The 21,263-nt window shown below is 38.5% G+C and carries 21 protein-coding genes; 5 read left to right on the forward strand and 16 right to left on the reverse strand.

Annotated elements, in window-relative coordinates; all coding sequences use genetic code 11:
• Positions 1 to 10: 10 nt before the first annotated feature.
• The 13 genes from paaZ to Q2U82_RS02410 all read right to left on the reverse strand — a co-directional run bounded on the left by paaZ (position 11) and on the right by Q2U82_RS02410 (position 12,156).
• Positions 11 to 2,509: a phenylacetic acid degradation bifunctional protein PaaZ gene (paaZ, locus tag Q2U82_RS02350; RefSeq protein ID WP_410006129.1), complete on the reverse strand. Its 2,499-nt coding sequence runs from the start codon at positions 2,507 to 2,509 to the stop codon at positions 11 to 13.
• Between the two features lie 42 nt (positions 2,510 to 2,551).
• Complete coding sequence (gene pcaF / locus Q2U82_RS02355; protein WP_410006130.1) at positions 2,552 to 3,757, reverse strand: 3-oxoadipyl-CoA thiolase; 1,206 nt, start codon at positions 3,755 to 3,757, stop codon at positions 2,552 to 2,554.
• Between the two features lie 4 nt (positions 3,758 to 3,761).
• Positions 3,762 to 4,619: a neutral zinc metallopeptidase gene (locus tag Q2U82_RS02360; RefSeq protein ID WP_410006131.1), complete on the reverse strand. Its 858-nt coding sequence runs from the start codon at positions 4,617 to 4,619 to the stop codon at positions 3,762 to 3,764.
• A 38-nt stretch (positions 4,620 to 4,657) separates the two neighbouring features.
• A complete protein-coding gene (locus tag Q2U82_RS02365; RefSeq protein ID WP_410006132.1) occupies positions 4,658 to 5,062 on the reverse strand; it encodes a PaaI family thioesterase in 405 nt (134 codons plus the stop codon).
• Between the two features lie 89 nt (positions 5,063 to 5,151).
• Entirely contained in the window at positions 5,152 to 6,345 is a 1,194-nt protein-coding gene (locus Q2U82_RS02370; protein WP_410006133.1) for a 3-hydroxyacyl-CoA dehydrogenase NAD-binding domain-containing protein, read from the reverse strand.
• A 75-nt stretch (positions 6,346 to 6,420) separates the two neighbouring features.
• A complete protein-coding gene (locus Q2U82_RS02375) occupies positions 6,421 to 7,200 on the reverse strand; it encodes an enoyl-CoA hydratase-related protein (protein WP_410006134.1) in 780 nt (259 codons plus the stop codon).
• Positions 7,201 to 7,297: 97 nt separating this feature from the next.
• Entirely contained in the window at positions 7,298 to 7,798 is a 501-nt protein-coding gene (gene paaD, locus Q2U82_RS02380; RefSeq protein ID WP_410006135.1) for a 1,2-phenylacetyl-CoA epoxidase subunit PaaD, read from the reverse strand.
• 131 nt (positions 7,799 to 7,929) lie between these two features.
• Positions 7,930 to 8,175, reverse strand: a complete 246-nt coding sequence (locus Q2U82_RS02385; protein ID WP_410006136.1) for a four helix bundle protein — start codon at positions 8,173 to 8,175, stop codon at positions 7,930 to 7,932.
• Between the two features lie 53 nt (positions 8,176 to 8,228).
• Positions 8,229 to 8,981, reverse strand: a complete 753-nt coding sequence (gene paaC, locus Q2U82_RS02390; protein WP_410006137.1) for a 1,2-phenylacetyl-CoA epoxidase subunit PaaC — start codon at positions 8,979 to 8,981, stop codon at positions 8,229 to 8,231.
• A 111-nt stretch (positions 8,982 to 9,092) separates the two neighbouring features.
• Positions 9,093 to 9,419 (reverse strand): 1,2-phenylacetyl-CoA epoxidase subunit PaaB, encoded by a 327-nt coding sequence (gene paaB / locus Q2U82_RS02395; protein ID WP_410006138.1) that lies wholly within the window; start codon positions 9,417 to 9,419, stop codon positions 9,093 to 9,095.
• A complete protein-coding gene (gene paaA, locus Q2U82_RS02400; RefSeq protein ID WP_410006139.1) occupies positions 9,388 to 10,344 on the reverse strand; it encodes a 1,2-phenylacetyl-CoA epoxidase subunit PaaA in 957 nt (318 codons plus the stop codon). Before paaA ends, paaB begins: the two co-directional genes overlap by 32 nt.
• A 41-nt stretch (positions 10,345 to 10,385) precedes the next feature.
• Positions 10,386 to 11,459, reverse strand: coding sequence for a 2Fe-2S iron-sulfur cluster-binding protein (locus Q2U82_RS02405; protein WP_410006140.1), 1,074 nt, complete (start codon positions 11,457 to 11,459; stop codon positions 10,386 to 10,388).
• A gap of 127 nt (positions 11,460 to 11,586) precedes the next feature.
• Positions 11,587 to 12,156 (reverse strand): TetR/AcrR family transcriptional regulator, encoded by a 570-nt coding sequence (locus tag Q2U82_RS02410; protein ID WP_410006141.1) that lies wholly within the window; start codon positions 12,154 to 12,156, stop codon positions 11,587 to 11,589.
• Positions 12,157 to 12,566: 410 nt separating this feature from the next.
• On the opposite strand from Q2U82_RS02410, the gene Q2U82_RS02415 reads away from it, so the two are divergent.
• The 3 genes from Q2U82_RS02415 (at position 12,567) to Q2U82_RS02425 (ending at position 15,104) form a co-directional block, all read left to right on the forward strand.
• Positions 12,567 to 14,330, forward strand: a complete 1,764-nt coding sequence (locus Q2U82_RS02415; protein WP_410006142.1) for an aromatic amino acid hydroxylase — start codon at positions 12,567 to 12,569, stop codon at positions 14,328 to 14,330.
• A 35-nt stretch (positions 14,331 to 14,365) separates the two neighbouring features.
• The gene (locus Q2U82_RS02420) at positions 14,366 to 14,671 is read left to right on the forward strand and encodes a rhodanese-like domain-containing protein (RefSeq protein WP_410006143.1); all 306 of its coding nucleotides are present in this window, start codon (positions 14,366 to 14,368) and stop codon (positions 14,669 to 14,671) included.
• 106 nt (positions 14,672 to 14,777) lie between these two features.
• A complete protein-coding gene (locus tag Q2U82_RS02425) occupies positions 14,778 to 15,104 on the forward strand; it encodes a thermonuclease family protein (protein WP_410006144.1) in 327 nt (108 codons plus the stop codon).
• Here the strand turns inward: Q2U82_RS02425 and Q2U82_RS02430 are convergent.
• The 3 genes from Q2U82_RS02430 to Q2U82_RS02440 form a co-directional block, all read right to left on the reverse strand.
• Positions 15,099 to 15,713 (reverse strand): DUF4230 domain-containing protein, encoded by a 615-nt coding sequence (locus tag Q2U82_RS02430; RefSeq protein WP_410006145.1) that lies wholly within the window; start codon positions 15,711 to 15,713, stop codon positions 15,099 to 15,101. The two genes, Q2U82_RS02425 and Q2U82_RS02430, sit on opposite strands and share 6 nt — an antisense overlap.
• 65 nt (positions 15,714 to 15,778) lie before the next feature.
• On the reverse strand, positions 15,779 to 18,565 hold the full coding sequence (locus Q2U82_RS02435; RefSeq protein ID WP_410006146.1) for a carboxypeptidase-like regulatory domain-containing protein: 2,787 nt from the start codon (positions 18,563 to 18,565) through the stop codon (positions 15,779 to 15,781).
• 187 nt (positions 18,566 to 18,752) lie between these two features.
• On the reverse strand, positions 18,753 to 19,640 hold the full coding sequence (locus Q2U82_RS02440; RefSeq protein ID WP_410006147.1) for a GLPGLI family protein: 888 nt from the start codon (positions 19,638 to 19,640) through the stop codon (positions 18,753 to 18,755).
• 173 nt (positions 19,641 to 19,813) lie between these two features.
• Between Q2U82_RS02440 and Q2U82_RS02445 the strand changes: the two genes are divergently transcribed.
• A complete protein-coding gene (locus Q2U82_RS02445; RefSeq protein ID WP_410006148.1) occupies positions 19,814 to 20,614 on the forward strand; it encodes a hypothetical protein in 801 nt (266 codons plus the stop codon).
• 2 nt (positions 20,615 to 20,616) lie between these two features.
• Positions 20,617 to 21,231 carry a deoxynucleoside kinase gene (locus Q2U82_RS02450; protein WP_410006149.1) on the forward strand — a complete coding sequence of 205 codons (615 nt, stop codon included), beginning with the start codon at positions 20,617 to 20,619 and terminating at the stop codon, positions 21,229 to 21,231.
• The last annotated feature ends 32 nt before the right edge of the window (positions 21,232 to 21,263 follow it).

Consider the following 21,263-nt stretch of genomic DNA (forward strand, 5'->3'; position numbering starts at 1 on the left):
TATTTTAAATTTAAATTAGTCCGAATTGCTCGAAATGGTGGTTTAAATGCTTCCGCTCCAACAAATACCATTCGTACCGATTCATTTCACCAAAAACCAAATTGTTCAATTTGGCTTCAGGATTTTCTTTGAAATATTTTTTATATGCTTCCCTTTCCTCGATAAATTTCTCCTTAGCCGTTGCTAAATCGGAATGTTTCAATGTATCCAAAGTATCTTTTTCCAATTGTGGGAAATTTGTATTTCGAGGAAATTTGTCATAGTTATAAAGACTCGCATGGACTTTTTCCAAAATCTTTTCGGGTGTGGCAACCTCAAAATCCTGAACTTTTCCCGAAGCTATCTTATAGGTGTACTCCAAATGTTCCAACATATGTTGGGGTGTCATGATGCCCCATTTTGGCTTGGTATCTTCGGTTAGTTTGTTCAAGCATTCCTCGATTTTTTCATCGGTCATTTCAACAAAAGTCTCTTGTTTTTTCTGAACCATTGTGAGAATGGTTGCAACAGCAACCAATTCATCTTCGGTATCAAAAACCTCAACAAACCATTTCACGATTCCGCTGGGATGTTCTGCGGAAGCGACATCACGATCTACTTTTTGCTTACAAGTTAAGCGTACATATATTGTATCATTATGGTAAAGCGGGCGAAGGAATCGGCAATCTTCCAAACCATAATTTGCCGCAACCGGACCTTTGTTTGGATAAACGAACAAGCCAGCCGCCGCCGCAATGATGAAGTAACCGTGTGCAGTTCGCTTTTCGAAAATACTTCCGTCGAGCGAAGTGATATCAGTGTGTGCGTAAAAATGATCCCAAGTAAGATTGGCAAAATTGATAATATCTGTATCAGTAATTGTTCGATTATGGGTTTTTAGGGACATTCCTGGCTCGATGTCTTCCCAGTGATATTTAAACGGATGCTGTTCCGCTTCTTTATACTTCGAATTCGCTTGATAAATTCCGGTAATTTCAGTTAAAGTGGTTGGCGAACCTTGAATTGCGGTGCGCTGTAAGTAATGTTTTATTCCGCGAACACCTCCCATTTCCTCGCCTCCACCGGCACGCCCCGGACCTCCGTGAACCAAACTTGGCAACGGTGAACCGTGACCTGTACTTTCTTTGGCACTTTCTCGATTTAATACTAGAATTCTTCCGTGATGGGAAGCGGCGTTTATTACATATTCCTTTGCAATTTTATCATTGTTTGTCGCAATGGAAGAAACCAACGAACCTTTCCCCATTTGTGCTAAAGTAATCGCTTCATCCAAATTTTTGTAAGGCATAATCGTGCTTACTGGACCGAAAGCTTCGGTTTCGTGAACCGCCAAATTTTTAAATGGATTATCTTCGCGAAGTAAAATTGGCGCCAAGAAAGCGCCTTTTTTAGCATCAGCGCCAATAACTTCAATTTTATCTAAATCACCATAAACAATACTGGCAGTTTTGGATAATTCTTGAACGCGCTCCCTAACTTCTTTCACTTGATCCAAACTCACCAAAGAACCCATTCGCACTTCCTTTAAACGGGGGTCACCAATAGTTACTTTTGAAAGGGCATTCCCGAGTGCAATTTGAACATCTTCAACTAAATTTTGGGGAACTATAACGCGACGAATTGCGGTACATTTCTGCCCACATTTTACCGTCATTTCATTTCTTACTTCTTTTATGAAAAGGTCAAATTCAGGCGTTCCGGGAACGGCATCTTCGCCTAAAACGGAGGCGTTCAAACTATCTGCTTCCATTGTAAATGGAACTGCTTCTTCAATAATTCTTTTATGCGCTTTAAGCATTCGGCCCGTAGTTGCAGAACCCGTAAACGTAACCACATCCTGTGATTCCACGCTATCGAGAATAGTTCTGGCTGAACCTGTAATAAGTTGCAATGCGCCTTCTGGTAAAATTTTGGAAGCAATAATTTCACGAACTACGGCTTCGGTCAAAAAGGAAGTATTTGTAGCTGGTTTAACTACGGCTGGAACGCCCGCCATCCAATTTACTGCACATTTTTCAAGCATTCCCCAAACTGGAAAATTAAATGCGTTTATATGAATTGCAACCCCGCGTTTTGGCACCATAATGTGATGCGCCATAAAACGTCCGCCGCGAGATAAATCTATTGGATCTCCTTCAACATGATAGGATTGATTTGGGAATAATTTTCGAAGGGAAGCATTTGCAAACAAGTTTCCAAAACCCCCTTCAATATCAATCCAACTATCAACTTTTGTTGCTCCCGTTCGGTAGCTTATTTCATAAAAATCGGCTTTTCTTTTAACTAGGTAAAGCGCCAATTTTTTCAACATATTTCCACGTTCCTGAAAAGTCATTTTTCGAAGAACTTCGCCTCCTTTTGTTCTTCCGTATTGAAGTATTTCGGCAAAATCTAAACCTTCAGTATCTGATAGCGCAATGACTTCTCCAGTAATGGCATCGTTCATCGGGACGCCTTCACCATTTCCTTCAAGCCATTGTCCTGTAACGTAATTATGTAGTTTTTTCATTCTTATTTTTTTAGAATTCCACTTTTAAGTGGAAAAAATCTTTTAAACGCGCTCGATAATTGCAGCATATCCCTGCCCAACGCCCACACACATTGTAATCAATGCATATCTTTTGTTTTGAAGTTGAAGTTCCAATGCCGCGGAATAGGCGATTCGCGTCCCGGTAACCCCAAGCGGATGACCAATGGCAATAGAACCGCCGTTTGGATTGATTCTTGGGTCGTCATCTTTCAATCCCCATTCACGGATGCACGCTAACGCTTGCGAGGCAAAAGCTTCGTTTAATTCAATCACGTCCATATCTTCCATCTTCAAACCTGCTTTTTTCAACGCTTTGTTTGAAGCTTCAACAGGTCCAATTCCCATAATTCGTGGCTCTACTCCTACTACAGCCGAACTTACAATTCGAGCAATTGGTTTCAAATTATATTTTTTTACGGCATCTTCAGAAGCAATTATGGTTGCGGCGGCTCCATCATTTAAACCTGAGGAATTTCCAGCAGTAACACTTCCATCTTTTTTGAAAGCGGGGCGCAGTTTTGCCAACACTTCTTTTGTGGTTTCAGGGCGGATAAATTCATCATCCTTAAAAATAATCGGGTCTTTTTTTCGCTGCGGAATTTCTACGGAAACAATTTCTTTAGCCAGTCTTCCATTTTCTTGTGCTTTTGCAGCCTTCATTTGTGAATGATACGCGAATGCATCTTGGTCTTCACGGGAAATGTTATGTTTTTCAACCAAATTTTCGGCGGTATTTCCCATTCCGTCTGTACCGTACATTTCGGCCATTTTTGGGTTTAAAAAACGCCAACCAAAACTGGAATCATACATTTTTGCATCTGTTCCGAAGGCGGAAGATGGTTTTGCAACCACGTAAGGCCCACGCGTCATATTTTCAACTCCTCCAGAAATAAATAAATCACCATCGCCAGCTTTAATCGCGCGATTTGCGTGGATTATTGCCGAAAGTCCGCTGCTGCAAAGTCGGTTTACCGTTTCACCTGGTACCGTCACGGGAAGACCAGCTAATAAAGATGCCATTCGCGCCACGTTTCTATTGTCTTCCCCAGCTTGGTTTGCGCAGCCTAGGATTACATCATCATAGGCTTCTTTTGGGATATTGGGATTTCTTTTTACTATTTCAGCAATTACCAAAGCAGCCAAATCGTCTGTTCTTACAGCGCTTAACGTTCCTTGATAACTGCCTATTGGCGTTCGAATTCCATCAATTATATATGCTTCTTTCATTCTTTTAATTTAAAATTTCTGAAAAGGTATCACCCTGCTTTATATCGCCGGTTTTATATCCTTTCATAAACCATTTCATTCGTTGTTCGGAGCTTCCGTGGGTGAAACTATCAGGCACAACACTACCCTGCATTCTTTTCTGAATGGCATCATCACCAACAGCGTTGGCGGCACTCAAAGCTTCTTCAATATCGCCTTCTTCTAAATATTCTTGGTTATAATGCGCCCAAAGCCCTGCATAAAAATCGGCTTGAAGTTCCAAAGCTACAGAAAGCCTATTGGCTTCAGATCTATTTTGACGTTGTAATTGCGTTACTTTTTGTGAAGTCCCAAGCAATGTTTGCACGTGGTGGCCAATTTCATGCGCAGTAACATAAGCAATAGCAAAATCACCTCCTTTTGCTCCAAAACGGGTTTTCAATTCATCAAAAAATGCTAAATCCATGTACAATTTATGGTCTGCGGGACAATAAAAAGGTCCGGAGGCTGAAATTGCATTCCCGCAACCAGTACTTACTGCATCAGTGAACAAAACCATTGTAGGTTTTTCGTATTCACCAATATTATTTTGCCTAAAAATTTGGTTCCAAACATCTTCAGTATCAGCTAAAACTGTAGCCATGAAATTCCCCATTTCCTTTTCTTGGGCAGTAAGTTCTCTTTGCTCTGTTTGCTGAACTGTTTGGCTGTTTCCTATTTGTTCAACTATTGGTGCGAGTTGTTGTCCCGTTTCACCACCGAAGAAGTTTAACGCCAAAACAATTAATGTTACAACTATTCCACCACCTGCGGCCAATTTGCCTTTGCTCATTCCCCGGCGATCGTCCAAGTTTCCGCTTTGCCTTCTACCTTGCCATTTCATAATTTATAGGTTTTAGTTAGATTTTTTATTAATTTGAATTATTCCCAATCCTTGTTAGTTCTATAAACAACACCTTTAAAAAGCGCGACCAATTCATCACCGCGCTTTACTTCAACGATATTAAAACCGAGTTTGTTATTTACTTTTTCAATGACGGATTCCGCCGTTAAATAATCACCTTCATTCAAAGCCTCAATATGATTGATTGAAGTTTCAATGGATACGGCATATTTTCCGTGGGTGTTCGCGGCAAAGCCGAAAGCGGTATCCGCCAAACTATAACTTATCCCTCCGTGGGCTTTGTTCATACTGTTAAGCATCTCTTTGCGGACGGTCATTGCTACCTTGCACCTGCCTTTTTCAACCTCTAAAATCTCGATACCGAGCCACGAACTGAAAGCGTCTTGGCTGAGCATTTTATGTGGTATTTTGGTTCCTTCCATTAAAATTTAAAATAATAAATGTGAAATTTAAAAGGCAAAAGTCAGATGAACACTTTTACATTTTTAATTTTTCGGCTTTACATTTTACATTAATAAAACGTTCTTTTTTCTTTTTTCATCCGTCTTAACAACGGTGAACAACGGTAACGATCTTCGTGATATATTTCATAAAGTTCGTCCATTTTTTTTACACACCAATCTATTTCTTTTTCATCGGCCCACGCCAATAAGCCTTTTGGATAGTTTACGCCTTTTGTCATTGCGTTGTCGATATCCTCTGCAGAAGCGATGTTCCAAAACAGGGCATCTGCGGCTTCGTTTATTAGCATTATCAATATTCTTTCAAATATTTCTGCTGAAGAAACTGTTTCCTCAGAATTCATTCTCGTTCCGATAGCTATCGGAAGCGCTCGAGCTGACATTTTTCCATCTTCTGAATAATCATAATATCCTTTTCCGCTTTTTCTTCCCCAATAACCTGCTTCTGAAAAACGTTTTTGAGTGAAAGAAGGTTTATAGCGTGGATCGTAATAAAATGCCTCAAAAACAGTTTCGGTGACAATGTAATTTACGTCATTCCCAATAAAATCCATCAGTTCAAACGGGCCCATTCTGAAACCTCCAATTTCTTTCATTGCCGAATCTATTTCAGCAAATGAAGCAATTCCCTCCTCATAAATGCGAAGTGCTTCGCCGTAAAAAGGGCGGGCAACTCTATTCACTATAAATCCTGGGGTATCTTTTGCAACGGCAACGGTTTTTCCCCACTCTTTAATATTTTCTACGGAGGTTTTTAAAGTTTCTTCAGAAGTTTGGATAGCGGGAATTACTTCAACCAATTTCATCAAAGGTGCTGGATTGAAAAAGTGAATCCCAATGCAACGTTCCGGTTTTTGAAGAGATGAAGCGATTGATGCAATTGATAAAGAAGAAGTATTTGAGGCAATAATACAGTCATCGCTCACAAATTTTTCAAGTGTTGAAAACACATTCTTTTTAATATCTAGATTTTCAATAATTGCTTCAATTGTCAAATCAGAATTTTTCAGTTCTTTTAATGTACTGACGTATTTTATATTGTTTTGGATGCGTTCTTTTTCTGGGGAATCAATTTTTCCCTTTTCCACCAAACGGTCCATTATTTTTTCCAAATCAGCTTTGGCTTTCTCCAAGGCTTCGGTTTTTGTATCGTATAATTTCACTGAGCAACCAGCCGTGGCAGCTACTTGTGCAATACCAGCACCCATTGTTCCACTCCCTATAATTCCAACGTTTTTAATCATAAATTTTAAATGATAAATCCAAAATTTAAAAGAACACTTTTAAATTTTACATTTTTCGGTTTTACATTTTTACTTTTAATTCCCTTTAAATTCAGGTTTTCTTTTGTTCACAAACGCATCAACACCTTCTGCATAATCTTCACTTTGGGCAGATTCTATTTGCAGTTTGCTTTCCAAATTTAATTGTTCTTCCAAAGAATTCCGCATTGAATTATTTAATAAACGTTTTGTCAACCCCAATGCTTTGGTAGGCATATTGGCCAAAATGGAAGCGATATTATTAACCTCTTCCATAAAATTTTCTGAAGAAACAACTTTATAAACCATTCCAAGTTTTTCAGCCTCTTCGGCAGAAACTTTATCACCCAGCATCATCAAAGCCGATGCTTTTTGAAAACCGATCAACCGTGGCAAAAAGAAGGTTCCTGCACTATCGGGAACTAATCCGATTTTACTGAAAGCCTGAATAAAACTCGCATTTTTCGAAGCAATTACAACGTCACACGCTAAAGCTATGTTTGCGCCCGCGCCAGCTGCGACACCGTTAATTGCTCCAATAATTGGCTTTTCAATATTTCGGATTCGAGTAATAATTGGGTTGTAGTGTTCTTCGAGAATTTTCTTAAAACCAGGGTTCAATTCTGGTGACGTGACTTCCTTTAAATCCTGCCCGGCGCAAAATGCCTTTCCGCTTCCAATGATTACAATTGCGCGAACTTCTGGATTTTTTTCGCAGGCATCCAATTCGTTTTGAAGCAGTAGCGCCATTTCACGATTGAAACTGTTAAAGACTTCCGGGCGATTTAGCGTTAGCGTTGCTATTTTGTTTTCTATTTGGGTGGTTATGCTTTTCACTTTTATATAAATTTAAAATGTAAAACCGCAAAAGTCTAAATAATAAAGAATTTACTTTTGACTTTGAAATTTTACATTTTTAGGTTTTTTATTTTCGCTATTTTAAACATTTAAAGTAATCAAATGGTTCTTGGCAATCATCACATTTGAACAAAGCTTTGCAGGCCGTGGAACCAAACTGACTAACTAGATGTGTGTTAGTACTTCCGCATTGTGGGCATTTCACCATCTTTTTTTCGCCTAGCAAGACGTCTTTGTCATGCGATTCTGAAAGTGGACGGGCAATACCGTATTCCTCCATTTTTTGGAGCCCTTCCTCTGAAATCCAATCTGTTGACCAAGCTGGGGAAAGTACCAATTCAACTTCTACATTTTTTCCTATTTCTGAAAAAGCAGCTTTTAAATCGTCAGCAATCACGTCCATTGCGGGACAGCCCGAATAGGTTGGTGTGAGTTTTATTTTTACAATTCCGTTTTCTTCTTTTGCTTCGCGAATTACGCCCAAATCCAAAACCGAAAGCACAGGAATCTCTGGATCGGAAACAGATGATAATGTTTCAATTAAATGACTTTCTATATTTAAATATTCAATTTTCAATGCTCAATATTCAATTTTCAGCTTTTGGATTTAGCAGTTTGGATGCTTTTTGCAAAGATGGAAATCAATTCTTCACATTCCTTTAAACTCTTTTCGATCTTCTCAATATCTTTCAATAATTCAGCTCCAATTTAAATTTTCAAATTGACTCGCGATTCTTTTAATTCCTTTAAAACAATTCCCATTTTATGAATGAAATCCTTACTTGATTCTGCACCTTGCACTTCGCCATAATTTAAAGCGGCTCCCGTTGAAGACCTTATTAATTGCTTTGATAAATGGTCTAAAGCATAATTATATTCAACTTTAGTAAATAACTTTATACAAATAATTGCAAAACCTATAAGTCTATTTTCTAAATCAAATTTCCATTCCATAATTAATTTTTTGTTGAAAATTGAAAATTGTTAGTTGAAAATTGAGCGTTGAATTACCACGTCATGTTAGGATAAGTTCGCTGCATATATTGCAAATCTGCCAAAATATAACCCATATGCTCTGTATGAATCCCTTCTTTTCCGCCTTTTGTGAAATAGTTGTTTTCAGGAACAGTAAGCGTGGCTTCTCTTAAAACTTCGGAAACCTCTTCGTAATATTTTTCTTTGAAGGTTGAAATATCAATTCCGATTCCTTCTTTTGTCATTTCTCTTTCAGCTTCAGTCATAAAGAAAAGTTCGTCAGTAAATCGCCAAAGATCGTCAATGGCTTCCTGCATTTTTACATTGCTTTCCTCGGTCCCATCGCCCAATCTTTTTACCCAATCACTTGAAAATCGTTTGTGATAACTCACTTCCTTTATTCCTTTTTTGGCAATTGCAGCTAAAGTTTCATCGGGACTGTGCTGCAGTTTTTCCATCAACATCAAGTGATAGACATCAAATAGAAACTGACGACCAATCACGTATCCAAAATGTGTATTTGGCTGTTCAACCAATAAACAGTTTTTATACTCTCTTTCAATTCTTAGGAAAGCGATATCATCCTCTGTTTTATTTTCTCCGGAAATTTTTGCAGCATATTGATAATAGCTTCGGGTTTGCCCAAGCAAATCCAACGAAATATTTGTCAGTGCAATATCGGTTTCCAAATTTGGGCCGTGACCGCAAAGTTCACCCAATCGCTGTGCGAGGATTAAGCTGTTATCGGCGATTGTGAGAATATAATTGTAGAGATTCTTGTTCATATTTTTAAACTGAAAAATTTAAAATTATAAATGTAAAATGATAAAGTTTCTAATTAGCTCCAACACACTTTTACATTCTTCGGTTTTAATTTTTACATTTTTAATTTCCTTTTACATATGCTTTACCTCATCCGGCAAATCGTAAAAAGTAGGGTGACGATACACTTTATCCTGTGCAGGTTCAAACATTTCACCGTTTTCCGACGGGTTTGAAGCAGTAATGTTTTTGCTTTCCACCACCCAAATGCTTACGCCTTCGTTTCTACGGGTGTAAACATCGCGTGCATTTTCCATTGCCATTTCAGCATCAGCAGCATGAAGGCTTCCAAAATGACGGTGTTCCAGCCCATTTTTACTACGGACAAATATTTCCCAAAGGGGCCAATTTTTTTTAGTGTTTTCCATCTTAACTTGCTTTTGCAACTTTTCGTTTTTCATTTTTTTCAGCGTGCGCCATTGCTGCATCACGAACCCATTCGCCATTATTCCAAGCGTCAACGCGGGCTTTCATTCGTTCTTTGTTGCACGGGCCGTGGCCTTTCACCACTTGCCAGAATTCATCCCAATCAATTTCACCAAAATCATAATGTCCGGTTTCCTCATTCCATTTTAAATCTGGGTCGGGAACGGTGATTCCCAAAAGATCTGCTTGCGGCACCGTTTGATCTATAAACTGTTGGCGCAATTCGTCATTACTTTTTCGTTTCAGTTTCCATTTCATCGATTGCTCTGTGTGAATGGATTCCGCATCGGTTGGGCCCAACATCATCAAACTTGGCCACCACCAACGGTTTAGCGCATCTTGTGCCATTGCTTTTTGCTCCTCGGTTCCGCGGCAAAGCGTAAGCATAATTTCAAAACCTTGGCGTTGGTGAAAACTTTCCTCTTTGCAAACACGCACCATCGCTCTTGCATAAGGTCCGAAAGAAGTATTGCAAAGTGGCACCTGATTTATAATCGCCGCACCGTCAACCAACCAACCAATCGCGCCCATATCGGCCCAAGTGATTGTAGGATAATTGAAAATGGAAGAATATTTCGCCTTTCCAGAATGTAATTGTTCGTAAAGTTCATCGCGGGAAATTCCCAAGGTTTCGCAGGCGGAATAGAGATACAATCCGTGTCCAGCTTCATCTTGAACCTTTGCCAATAATGCAGCTTTTCTTCGCAAAGAAGGAGCTCGGGTAATCCAGTTTCCTTCAGGGAGCATTCCAATAATTTCAGAATGTGCGTGCTGGCTCATCTGCCGAATATGGGTTTGACGGTATTTTTCCGGCATCCAATCTTTCGGCTCTATCTTTTCATCTCGCGCAATGCGGGCTTCGAAAATTTCCTCTAAGTTTTTTACTTCTTTTTCACTCATCACTATATGCTTTAAGCTTTAGGCGCTAAGCCGTAAGCTAGTTATACATCAAAATCTACTTTCACTTTTTCGGAAGTTGGAACTGCTTGGCAACTCAATACAAAGTTTTGCGCCACTTCTTTTTCTTCCAAAGCGTAATTTATTTTCATCTCTACACTGCCTTCCAAAATTTGGCATTTGCAAGTGCTGCAAACTCCGCCTTTACAGGCAAAGGGCAAATCTGCACCAGCCGCCAAAGCAGCATCGAGGATATTGTCAAAATCTTTTGTCATTGTAAATTGGAATTCCTTTCCTGCATCCACAATGGTCACCTCAACACCTTCCACATTTTGTTGCGCCAAACGTTCGGCGCGTTTTTTATCTTCTTCGGTCAATCCGGTTACGAACAATTCAAAATGAACCAATTCCTTTGGCAAACCTGCTTCAACCAAATAATTGCTTACATAATTTACCATTTCTTCGGGACCGCACAGAAACACTTCGCTCGTATCTGGAATATCGATGAAATTTTTGGTAAGCACTTTCATCTTTTCATCGTCAAAACGACCGTTGAAAAGTTCGATATCGCGGCGTTCTTTGGTTAGAAAATAATAAATTTCCAGCCTTCCGAAATATTCGTTCCGCAACTGCTCCAAAGCTTCTTTAAAGATAATGGATTTCGCCGTTCTATTCACATAAAACAGCTTGCAAGTTGAATTTGGCTCCAATGCTAAATGCGTTTTGATCATGGAAAGCACGGGAGTAATTCCACTTCCGGCGGTGAAAAAAAGATAGTTTTTAGGTTTTTCAGGATTTACATCAACCCCGAAAGTTCCGCTGGGAACCATTACTTCCAAAGTATCGCCGGTGTGCAATTTTGAATTTACAAAATTTGAAAACTTGCCTTCGGGAATGGTCTTTACCGCAACTTGCCATTCTTTATCTACCGGACTTGAACACAAACTGTAGGAACGACGCGTGTCTTCACCGTTTATATCAGCTTTTAAAGTTAAATGCTGGCCTTGACGGAAGTGGAATTCTTCAGCCAAATTTTCGGGAACTTCAAAAGTAATCACCGAACAGTCATCGGTTTCCTTGTAAACGTCCTTAACTTTTATTTTATGAAATTTCGCCACTTTTTTTGTCGAATTAAGTTAACAAAACTAACGCTTGTTAGTTAGAATTGCAAATTATTAACTTTGTCACGCCGAGCGCAGTCGAGGCGTCCAACAATAGTTCTCGACTGCACTCAAACTGACAAGCTTATACAATACCTTTTATCAAAACCGAAACCATATCTTTTTTCAAAATATTCACGTCCAATTTTCCTCTTTTTTGATTCCATAAATACAGCGTCCTCAATGTGGAAAGTATTGAAAAAAGTATTACTTCGGGGTGATATTGCTTTATTTCTCCCGCATCGATCCCTTGTTTTATTATGCTTCGGAAATTTTCCTCGTAGTCTTCCCGCATTTTCACAAAAGCTTTTAAATCTTCATCTTCCAAATGCATCCAATCGTTGTTCAACGCTGCAAGTGCTTCGGAATGATTTACCGTAATATCTATGTGAAGTTCAATTACTTTTTCAACTTTTTTTATTGCTGAACTATTTTCACTAACCACTTTTTCCATTCCAACCGTAAATTCCTCCGCAACTTTCAAAATGATTTCAGAAAGTATTTCCTGCTTTCCGCTAATGTGGTTGTAAAGACTCGCAGCCTTTATGTCCATTGCCGTCGCAATATCACGCATGGAAACGGCTTTATATCCTTTTTCGTTAAAAAGATGGGCTGCTACCGATATTATTTCGTCTTTTCTGGAAAGTGTTTTCATTGATGTAATATAGGGATTATAAACATCTCTATTTTCGGCAAAAGAAACAATTAATTGATATTCAGGTGCTTAAATGGGTTTTTAATGTTGACAAGTTTGTTTTAACGTTCATTTTAAACGAAGTAAATTTGTATCGAACGGTAATGAAGTTATCCGTTATGAAAAAAGAAACCGAGATATTGCAGTATCTCGGCTCTCTAATATTAACGCTTCATAAAATTAGACTCTATGGATACGTTGTATTTAATTTTGTTTCTAATTTATCTAATCCTTCGTGAGCTGAACGGTTAGTATTTTAATTAGACCCATCTGCAGGAGCAGGTGGGTTTTTTGTCAATGACAAATGTAAAAAAATTACATCAATTTCACTATTATAGTGAAAAAAATCTAATATTCTATACTTTTGAACTATGGAAAGCAAGATTGAAACCAACGAACTGCTGGACCAGTTGCCGCCACATTTGAAACAGTACATAAAACCGCAAAACTATGAGCAATACACGCCCATAAACCAAGCGGTGTGGCGTTATGTAATGCGAAAAAACGTAGATTATCTGGCAAAGGTTGCCCACGAAAGTTATTTGGGCGGCCTTAAAAAAACCGGTATATCCATAAACGAAATCCCTTCTATGTACGGAATGAACCGTATTTTGAAGGAAATTGGTTGGGCTGCGGTTGCTGTTGATGGCTTTATTCCACCGAATGCTTTTATGGAATTTCAAGCCTACAAAGTGCTTGTGATTGCTAGTGATATTCGCCAACTTGAAAACATAGAATACACGCCAGCGCCCGATATTATTCACGAAGGCGCCGGTCATGCACCAATTATTGCGAGTCCGGATTATGCGGAATATTTACGCCGCTTTGGCGAAGTGGGCGCAAAAGCAATTTCCAGCGAGCACGATATTGATATGTATGAAGCCGTCCGCGAGCTTTCCATTTTAAAGGAAGCCGAAGGAATTTCGCAGGAATTAATAAATGCTGCTGAAGCCCGTGTGGAAGAACTTCAAAACAAAAAAGTGAAACCTTCCGAGATTTCCTTGATTCGAAATTTGCATTGGTGGACCGTGGAATACGGAATGGTTGGCACTGTTGAAAATCCAAAGATTTACGGAGCCGGACTGCTTTCTTCCATTGGCGAAAGTGTTTGGTGTATGAAGGATGAAGTGAAAAAAATCCCTTATTCCATCGACGCAGCATACCAAGATTTCGATATTACAAAACCTCAGCCACAACTTTACGTTACGCCAGATTTTGCGTATTTACAGGAAGTTTTGGAGGAGTTTGCAAACACCATGGCGGTTCGGAAAGGCGGTTGGCGTGGTTTGAAAAAACTGATAAAATCCAAACAACTCGGGACGATTGAAATTAGCACGGGACTTCAAATAAGCGGTCACTTTTCACGAATGATCAAAAACGACGATAACGAAGTTGTCTATTTTGAAACTGAAGGCGAAACCGCACTTTCCTATCGCGAAAAAGAAGTAATTGGCCACGGAATACTTCGTCATAAAAAAGGGTTCCGTTCGCCTTTGGGAAAACTGAAAGGGATCAATTTGGCTATTGAAAATATGGGCCCGCGCGATTTACAGGCATATAATTTTTACGACGGAAAACAGATTGCTTTTGAATTTGAAAGCGGAATAACCGTGCAAGGTTTGAATGTTACGGGAATACGAAACCTTCGGGGAGAATTGATGCTGATTCAATTTACGGACTGTACCGTAAAATATAAAAATGAAGTGTTGTTTTCCCCAGAAATGGGCGATTTCGATATGGCGGTGGGTAAGGAAATTGTTTCGGCTTTTGCCGGTGCGGCAGATTATCATTCTTTTAATTTAGTGACGCATACTTCTTCCAGCGAAACTATTCGTCCGCAACTTTCGAAAATAGAAATTGAACTGAATGCGCTTTATAAAGAAGTTAGAACTATTCGTAATTCTGAAGAAATAGACGCGACAAAGCTTCAGCAAGTTTTTAAAACTTTAAAACAAAACCATCAAACCGATTGGCTACTTCCGTTGGAAATTTATGAATTGATTGAACAAACTGATTCAGGTTTTTCAGAGGAAGTTTTAAGGCATCTTTTAAATTTGAAGCAACAACGACCAAAAGTTGCACATTTAATTGAAGGTGGATTGGCACTTTTAGAAACAAAAGAAATTATTAATTAACACTTCGACAAGCTCAGGGTGACAAAATATATTATATGGGACTATTTGATTTTTTATTCGGAAACAAAACTAAAAAAATTCAGGATTTTAAAAGCCGCGGCGCTATAATCGTAGATGTTCGCAGCAAAGGTGAATATGAAAGCGGAGCAATACCTGGTTCTAAAAATATTCCGCTTCAGACTATTTCTTCAAAAATAGGCGAAATAAAAAAATGGGACAAGCCCGTAATTGCCTGTTGTGCCAGTGGAGTGCGTAGCGCGAGTGCGGCGGGAATTTTAAAAAGCAACGGTATTGAAGCAATGAATGGTGGGGGTTGGTTCAGTTTGAGCCAGAAATTATAAGCTCACCCCTAACCCTTCCCCAAGTGATGGGAAAAATTTACAACTTTTTCAAAGCGCTGAATTTCAGTTTTTGTAGTTTTATAATGACTAACAAAAATTTGAAATTATGTATCAATACAAAGCAAAGGTTATAGACGTTTATGACGGAGATACCATTACCGCAATGGTAGATTTAGGGTTTTACCATTTTCAGCAAATGAAATTTCGCCTTTACGGAATAGACACTCCGGAAATTCGCGGTGAGGAACGGGAAAAAGGATTGGTGGTTCGCGATATTGTGCGGGCGATGATTCTGGATAAGGAAGTTATCATCAATTCATATAAAGACAAACAGGAAAAATACGGTCGTTACCTTGCAAACATTATCATTGACGATATTGATTTGAACCAATGGCTTGTACAGAATGGGCATGCGAAAGAATACATGCTATAGTTTCAGCTTTTGCAGTTCCGCTTCATTTTCAACTACGGTGGAATTGTATTTCAGCGTCCACCCCATTGAGTTGGTGAGAATATAAATTTTCTGAAGTTCGGAAATCAACCTGTTTTCAGCATTCGTGCGTAATTCTGAAGCTTCAATTTTCTTTCGAAGTGACTTTTCAACCCGGCTTTTTATTTTGTTGTAATCTGAAGCGGTAAACTGATTCAAATAATCTTGCGTAATATCGTAATATTGAATGTTTGGATTGATAGAAAGCTCCGGTTCTGGAATGTTTGTGATAGTTACGGTTTTTGTGACTTCATCAACATTTGTGTTTACCTTGCTTAAATCGTAAGCTATACTAGCTTTTGCGTTTACAACGATCAAGGCTTTTTTTTGAGCGTCAAGTAATCCGTAGAATAAATCTTTACTGTCGTTATATGTAAAAACCTGTGCATAGCTGCCTTCGGTAACAATCAGTTTCCCTACGTTTTTTAATTCCTTTTGAATAAGCGAAGTATTCGCTTCAAGTGTCTCACGCTTGTCTTTTCGGTCTTCGCAATAGCGCAAACCGAATACAATTACAAAAGCAATTACAATTCCGAGGAAGATATTTCGCATGACAATGATTTTTATGGAAATTTAGGGAAAATTCACGAGATTGCTTTGCTGGGCTCTCAATAAAACTACAGATCATATTTTATTACAAACATCACAATACGAGGCATCACAAAATACTGTGAAGTTGTGTTATAGAGGTCGTTAAAATTATCATTGTTAATGGATTTGGTATCCAAAATATTTGTAGCCTGTACCGAGAATTCCCAAGGGCTTTCACCGTGTTTGTAATATAAATTGGCATTGAAAAAGGAATAACTGTTTTCAACGGTCTTGGCGTCGTTTGTGTATTTGTAATAATCCCATTCAGCAAAAAGATTGAAATCCTTTATAAAGCGAAGGTTCACATTTGCATACGGACGGTTTGTAAAAAAAACCTGCTTTGATCCACCATTATCGTAATCATTTTTTACGAAACGATACCCTACCTCAAAATTTGGAAAGCTTTTAAAATTACTTTGAGCACTGGCGTTATAATTCTGCGTAAGACTTTGGCTTTCGCGAATTTCATTATTTATAGTATTATTGGTTTTGGTCAAAAAGACCGCAGCATCAAGTTTAAACTGAACTTTTTTAATGGTTTTACTAAATCTTCCTACTGCCGAAAAAGTTTCATCAGGGAAATTGCTGTCAAAATTTAATGGGGTACTCACCTGGTTAATTCCCGCTGATTGTGTGTCCGTTGGAATACCCACAAATTGCGTATTTGTTTTGATAGCATCAATTCTTCGGGTGTAACTCAAATTTCCGCCAAGGTTTGTATAGTTGAAAAGATTGAAGCTGAAATAGGTAAGATTATAACTGTGCGAAAGCGAGTTTTCCAACTCACGATTTCCTCGGAAAAGTCGGTTATAATTGTTGAAAACGTATGCTTGGGCGTAATTATTTACATCGCTATATTCCGAAGTAATTGAATAGTTAAAACGCAGGTTTTCACTTTTCTTCAATTCCAAAACCACATTTACATCTGGCAAAACCATCCAATCATTTTGCGTTGCGGTCGTTCCCAATTGCTCATTTTTCAAGCTATAATTATGAAGTGTAAGACCGGGTGTGAAAATAAATTTTCCACTTTTCAGCTTATAGTGAAGCCCGAAAAAAGCATCCGTAAAAGTGTAGGTTACATTATTGTTGAAATCGTTTTCCGCAAAAGCGTTTTGAGTACCATTATCCAAAATCTGAAAAATTGCAGAGTTGAATTTCTGGTTGCTGTAGGTTGTTCCAACTGTAAAATTTAGATTGCTCAAGTTATTAAGAACGTAGTAATAATCAACCTTTGCATCCAGTTTATTGCTTTTTACGGTTTTGTTCTGATTTATATTATATCTATCGGATTGCTCCAAAGGATCAAAAGTATCGGCATCGCTATTAAAAGGATCCAGGGGATTTATTTGTGTAAAAACCCCACGAAACGGAATGGAATCCTGAGCAGCTTGATAAAACGGATCCTCGTTTTGGTACAAATGCTGAACCTTTGCCGCGAATATATTTTTATCGTCCAAAGTATAATAAACATTCGCAGTTTGATTGATTGAAAACGGCTTGTTTTCCTTCACTTCCGTAATATCGTTTTGATTGCCTCCAACTATTGAAATAGTGGCGTCGTCTTCAGTTTGTTTCGAAGTTTTCACCAAAGCATCATAATCCAATTGAAAGTTTGTATTCGGTTTGTAAGTGCTGCTCAATTTCAGCATTGCCAATTGGTTGCGCTGGTCGTTGCTGGTGTTCGTGTTTTCGGTAATTCCCGTTAAGATATACTGACGAATACTGTTGTTGACGATATTCGTTTTGTTGTCGCTCAAAATTCCAAAGCCGCTGATATCCAGCTTGTCATTCACAGCATAACTGAAGTTTCCCGCAACAAATTTCGCATCAATACTTTTTGCTCTATCGTTCTGAGAAACTGCAAACCCAAGGTCGCTATCGCTAATCCTAAAACTGGTTCCACCACCTTTATTGAAGTTTTTAAAACCACCCGTAAAGTTGAAATAATCCCGAAATGTAAAAGGTACTTCCCCAATATTATTGAAATCGGTTATTACATTTATACTGTATTTTGGGCTGTAATAGAAAAGTTTTGGGTGCACCAAATATCTGCCATTTTCCTCACCGTATTCATCTGCCAATCCCGCTCCGGCAGTTACTTCCCCAAACCAGAAATTTTTCTTTCCTTCCTTTAATTTAATATTTATTGCAACATTATCGCGATCATTTCCAAGGCCACGCATTTGGTCCACTTCATTGTAATTTCTTAAAACCTCAACCTTATCAACGGCATCGGCAGGAATGTTTTTTGTGGCGAGCTTACTGTCGCCATCAAAGAAATCCTTGCCTTCCACCATTACTTTGGTAACGGTTTTGCCTTCCACTTGTATTTCACCTTCATCATTTACCTCAACGCCGGGGAGTTTTTTCATTACATCTCCCAACTTTCTTTCGTCGCCATTTGTGAAGCTGTCTGCGTTGTAAACAATGGTATCGCCCTTTACCGTCACGGGCATTTCGTAAACAATTTCCACGTCATCCAACTGGTTTTCCTGTGGTTTTAAAATGAAATCCAAATCAATATTTTCTGCATCGGCGGGAACATTTACGGTTTGTTCCTTGGTTTCATAACCCAAAAAACTTGCTCTTAAAATATAGTTGTTTCCTTTGGGAAGATCTAATTGATAGCGCCCTTGGTAGTTTGTAATTCCGTAGGATTCCGTTGCACCGGAAGATTTTATACTAGCAATAACATTTGCAAACTCAAGCGGATTGCCGATGCTGTCTTTAATGGTTCCTTTCACCTTTATGCTTTGCGCGGAAAGGGAAAACCCGCAAAACAAGAGACCTAAATAAAGGATTTTATACATAATTTTAAAGTGGAATTTTAAATTATAAGAGGTACTAAATAAAAGTCAATGTTGAACCGCAAAATGTAAAATGATAAAGTTAAAAGTTTAAAATTGAATTATCTTTTTCCCTAAACTCTTAACTTTTACATTTATCATTTAAAATTTATTATTACAATACCGAGAATAATAGTATTCGAAAAAATATTTATCCGCCAAATCCTCCGCCACGACGGCCACCGCCCCCATTGCCGCCACGACCTCTAAAATTCTCGCGAATTTCATCAGTCTTTTCCTTTACAATTTTCACGTATTCTTCACGGGTAACTTCCTTTCCTTTCTTGGGTGGTTCAATTTTTTCGGAATCTTTTGGGTTCATAACTATTTTGGAACATAAAAGTGTGGTTCTGTAAACATTCAATTCCAAAATAAGTCCGGGAAGGCCGGCATATTCTCCCGGACCGTTACTCACCGGAATTTGTGGCGTAAACCAAGCCGTAACCTCAATTTCCTCTGGAATTTCAATCATATCCATTGGGTCTTGGGGTTGGGCAGTATCTTTTTTTACTTCTGTGTTTTCTTTTTCGTCCTTCTTTTTTGGACGCGCCATACTGTAATCATTGGGATCAACCTTTTTAATGGCAGTTGCTTTGAAAGCAATGTATTGCCCAATGGTTTTGGATTCTTTTGTTATTTGCCAATCCAGGGTTTTGATGGAATCTGTCACCAAAAACTGTTTTCCGAAGAATTCATTTTCCTCCACAATTTGTCCCGTTTTCAGATTTTTATATTGTGCGCCGGGCGAGTAGCTACTCAACATCATTTTAAAACCGGGATTCATAGGTGCGGCATCCAGCTTTTCCTGCTCTTTATATATAGACTCGTCTTTATTGAAAGTTAAGATATAGGTTTTCTCCAGAGCACTTTTCATCATTGTTGCTACAGTTTTTTTCATCTCCTCGCTCATTTCACGGCCTCCGCCAAGGGCATCCATATCTACCGTAGTCTTGGATTCATAAAAGGCTTGGCCGCTAATGTTTTGGGCGTTAATTCCAAAGGAAAAAAGTAGTAGAAAAATTAGAATATATCTTTTCATAAAAATTTATTGATGGTTTGAGTCAAAATTAAAACACTTTGACCAAAATGTTTAAAAATAGTTTAAATTGTTTGAACAAATCATTGTCCACTAACACTAAGACGAACCAAGTTATAATCTGTTACATTATTTTTCGTTTAAATAAAACCTTCATTTTGTAACTTGCCGAATCTATGAAGCAATTTTTTCTCTTTATATTCTTTATTTGCCAGTTGGGTATTGCGCAAAGTCTTGCCCCCGTGAGCAAGGTTCCACTTGTTGCCGATAGGTTTATAGGTTTGGACAATTATAAAAACAGTTATTTCATAAAAGATCGCGTAATCAATAAACAAGGGCCAGACGGTAACTTTCTTTTCAACGATCTACAATTGGGACGTATCACTTCAGTAGATATTATTAATCCGCTAAAAGTGGTCGTGTTTTTTCAGGATACGAATACGGTGGTTTTGTTGGACAACAAATTGAACGAAATACAGCGAATCAATTTCAACAATCTCCCCCAGTTTTTGAATGTGAGTACAGCTACTAATGCCGGCAACAACAGTCTGTGGCTTTTTAATGTAGATACACAGCAATTGGAACTTTACAATTACGGCTCAAAATTGCAGACTTTGGTTTCGCAACCCTTTCCGGGGAAATTGCTTTCGCAGGCAAGCAATTTTAATTATTGCTTCACTTTAACGGAAAAGAAACTGCGCGCCTTCAATATTTACGGGAGTATTTTAAACGAAGTGCCTTCGGAAGGGTATGAGAAAATAATTCAACAGAATGAAAATCTGGTGACTTTAAAGGAAAATTCACTTTACTACCTCCCCGATTTCGCAAGGCGGAATGATGCCATTTCACACGAAACGGTAAAGCTATCTTTAACCGAAATAACTATTAAAGATTTGCAGCTTACCAATGATTTCCTGTATATTTATGACGGCGAAATTTTGCACACTTTTAAACTAACCCTCCCAACTAAAGAATAACTATGCACGTTGCAATTGCAGGAAACATAGGTTCCGGAAAAACCACCCTTACCCGTTTATTGGCAAAACATTACAAATGGCAAGCCCATTATGAAGATGTGGAAGACAACCCGTATTTGGACGATTTTTACAACCAAATGGAACGTTGGTCCTTTAATTTGCAAATCTACTTTTTGAACAGTCGTTTCCGACAGATTCTGGATATTCGTGAAAAGGGAAAAAGTGTAATCCAGGATCGTACTATTTACGAAGATGCATATATTTTCGCGCCCAACCTGCATGCGATGGGCTTAATGACAAACCGCGATTTCGAAAATTACCGTTCGCTTTTTGATTTGATGGAAAGCGTTACCGAAGGTCCCGACCTACTTATTTATCTGCGCAGCAGCATCCCAAATTTGGTGAACCAAATACACAAACGCGGCCGCGATTATGAAAACTCTATCAGCATTGATTATTTAAGCCGTTTGAACGAGCGCTACGAAGCATGGATACATGGTTACGACAAAGGAAACCTCATTATTTTTGATGTGGACAACATAAATTTTGTGGATGATCCTGAGCATTTAGGTCAGGTAATCAACAAGATAGATGCGGAACTTCACGGCTTGTTTTAAACACTAGAAAAAAATAAAAATTCTTCTTTTTT

Origin of the sequence: Aequorivita nionensis (assembly GCF_046352995.1) — a bacterium.
GTDB classification, from domain to species: Bacteria; Bacteroidota; Bacteroidia; order Flavobacteriales; family Flavobacteriaceae; genus Aequorivita; species Aequorivita nionensis.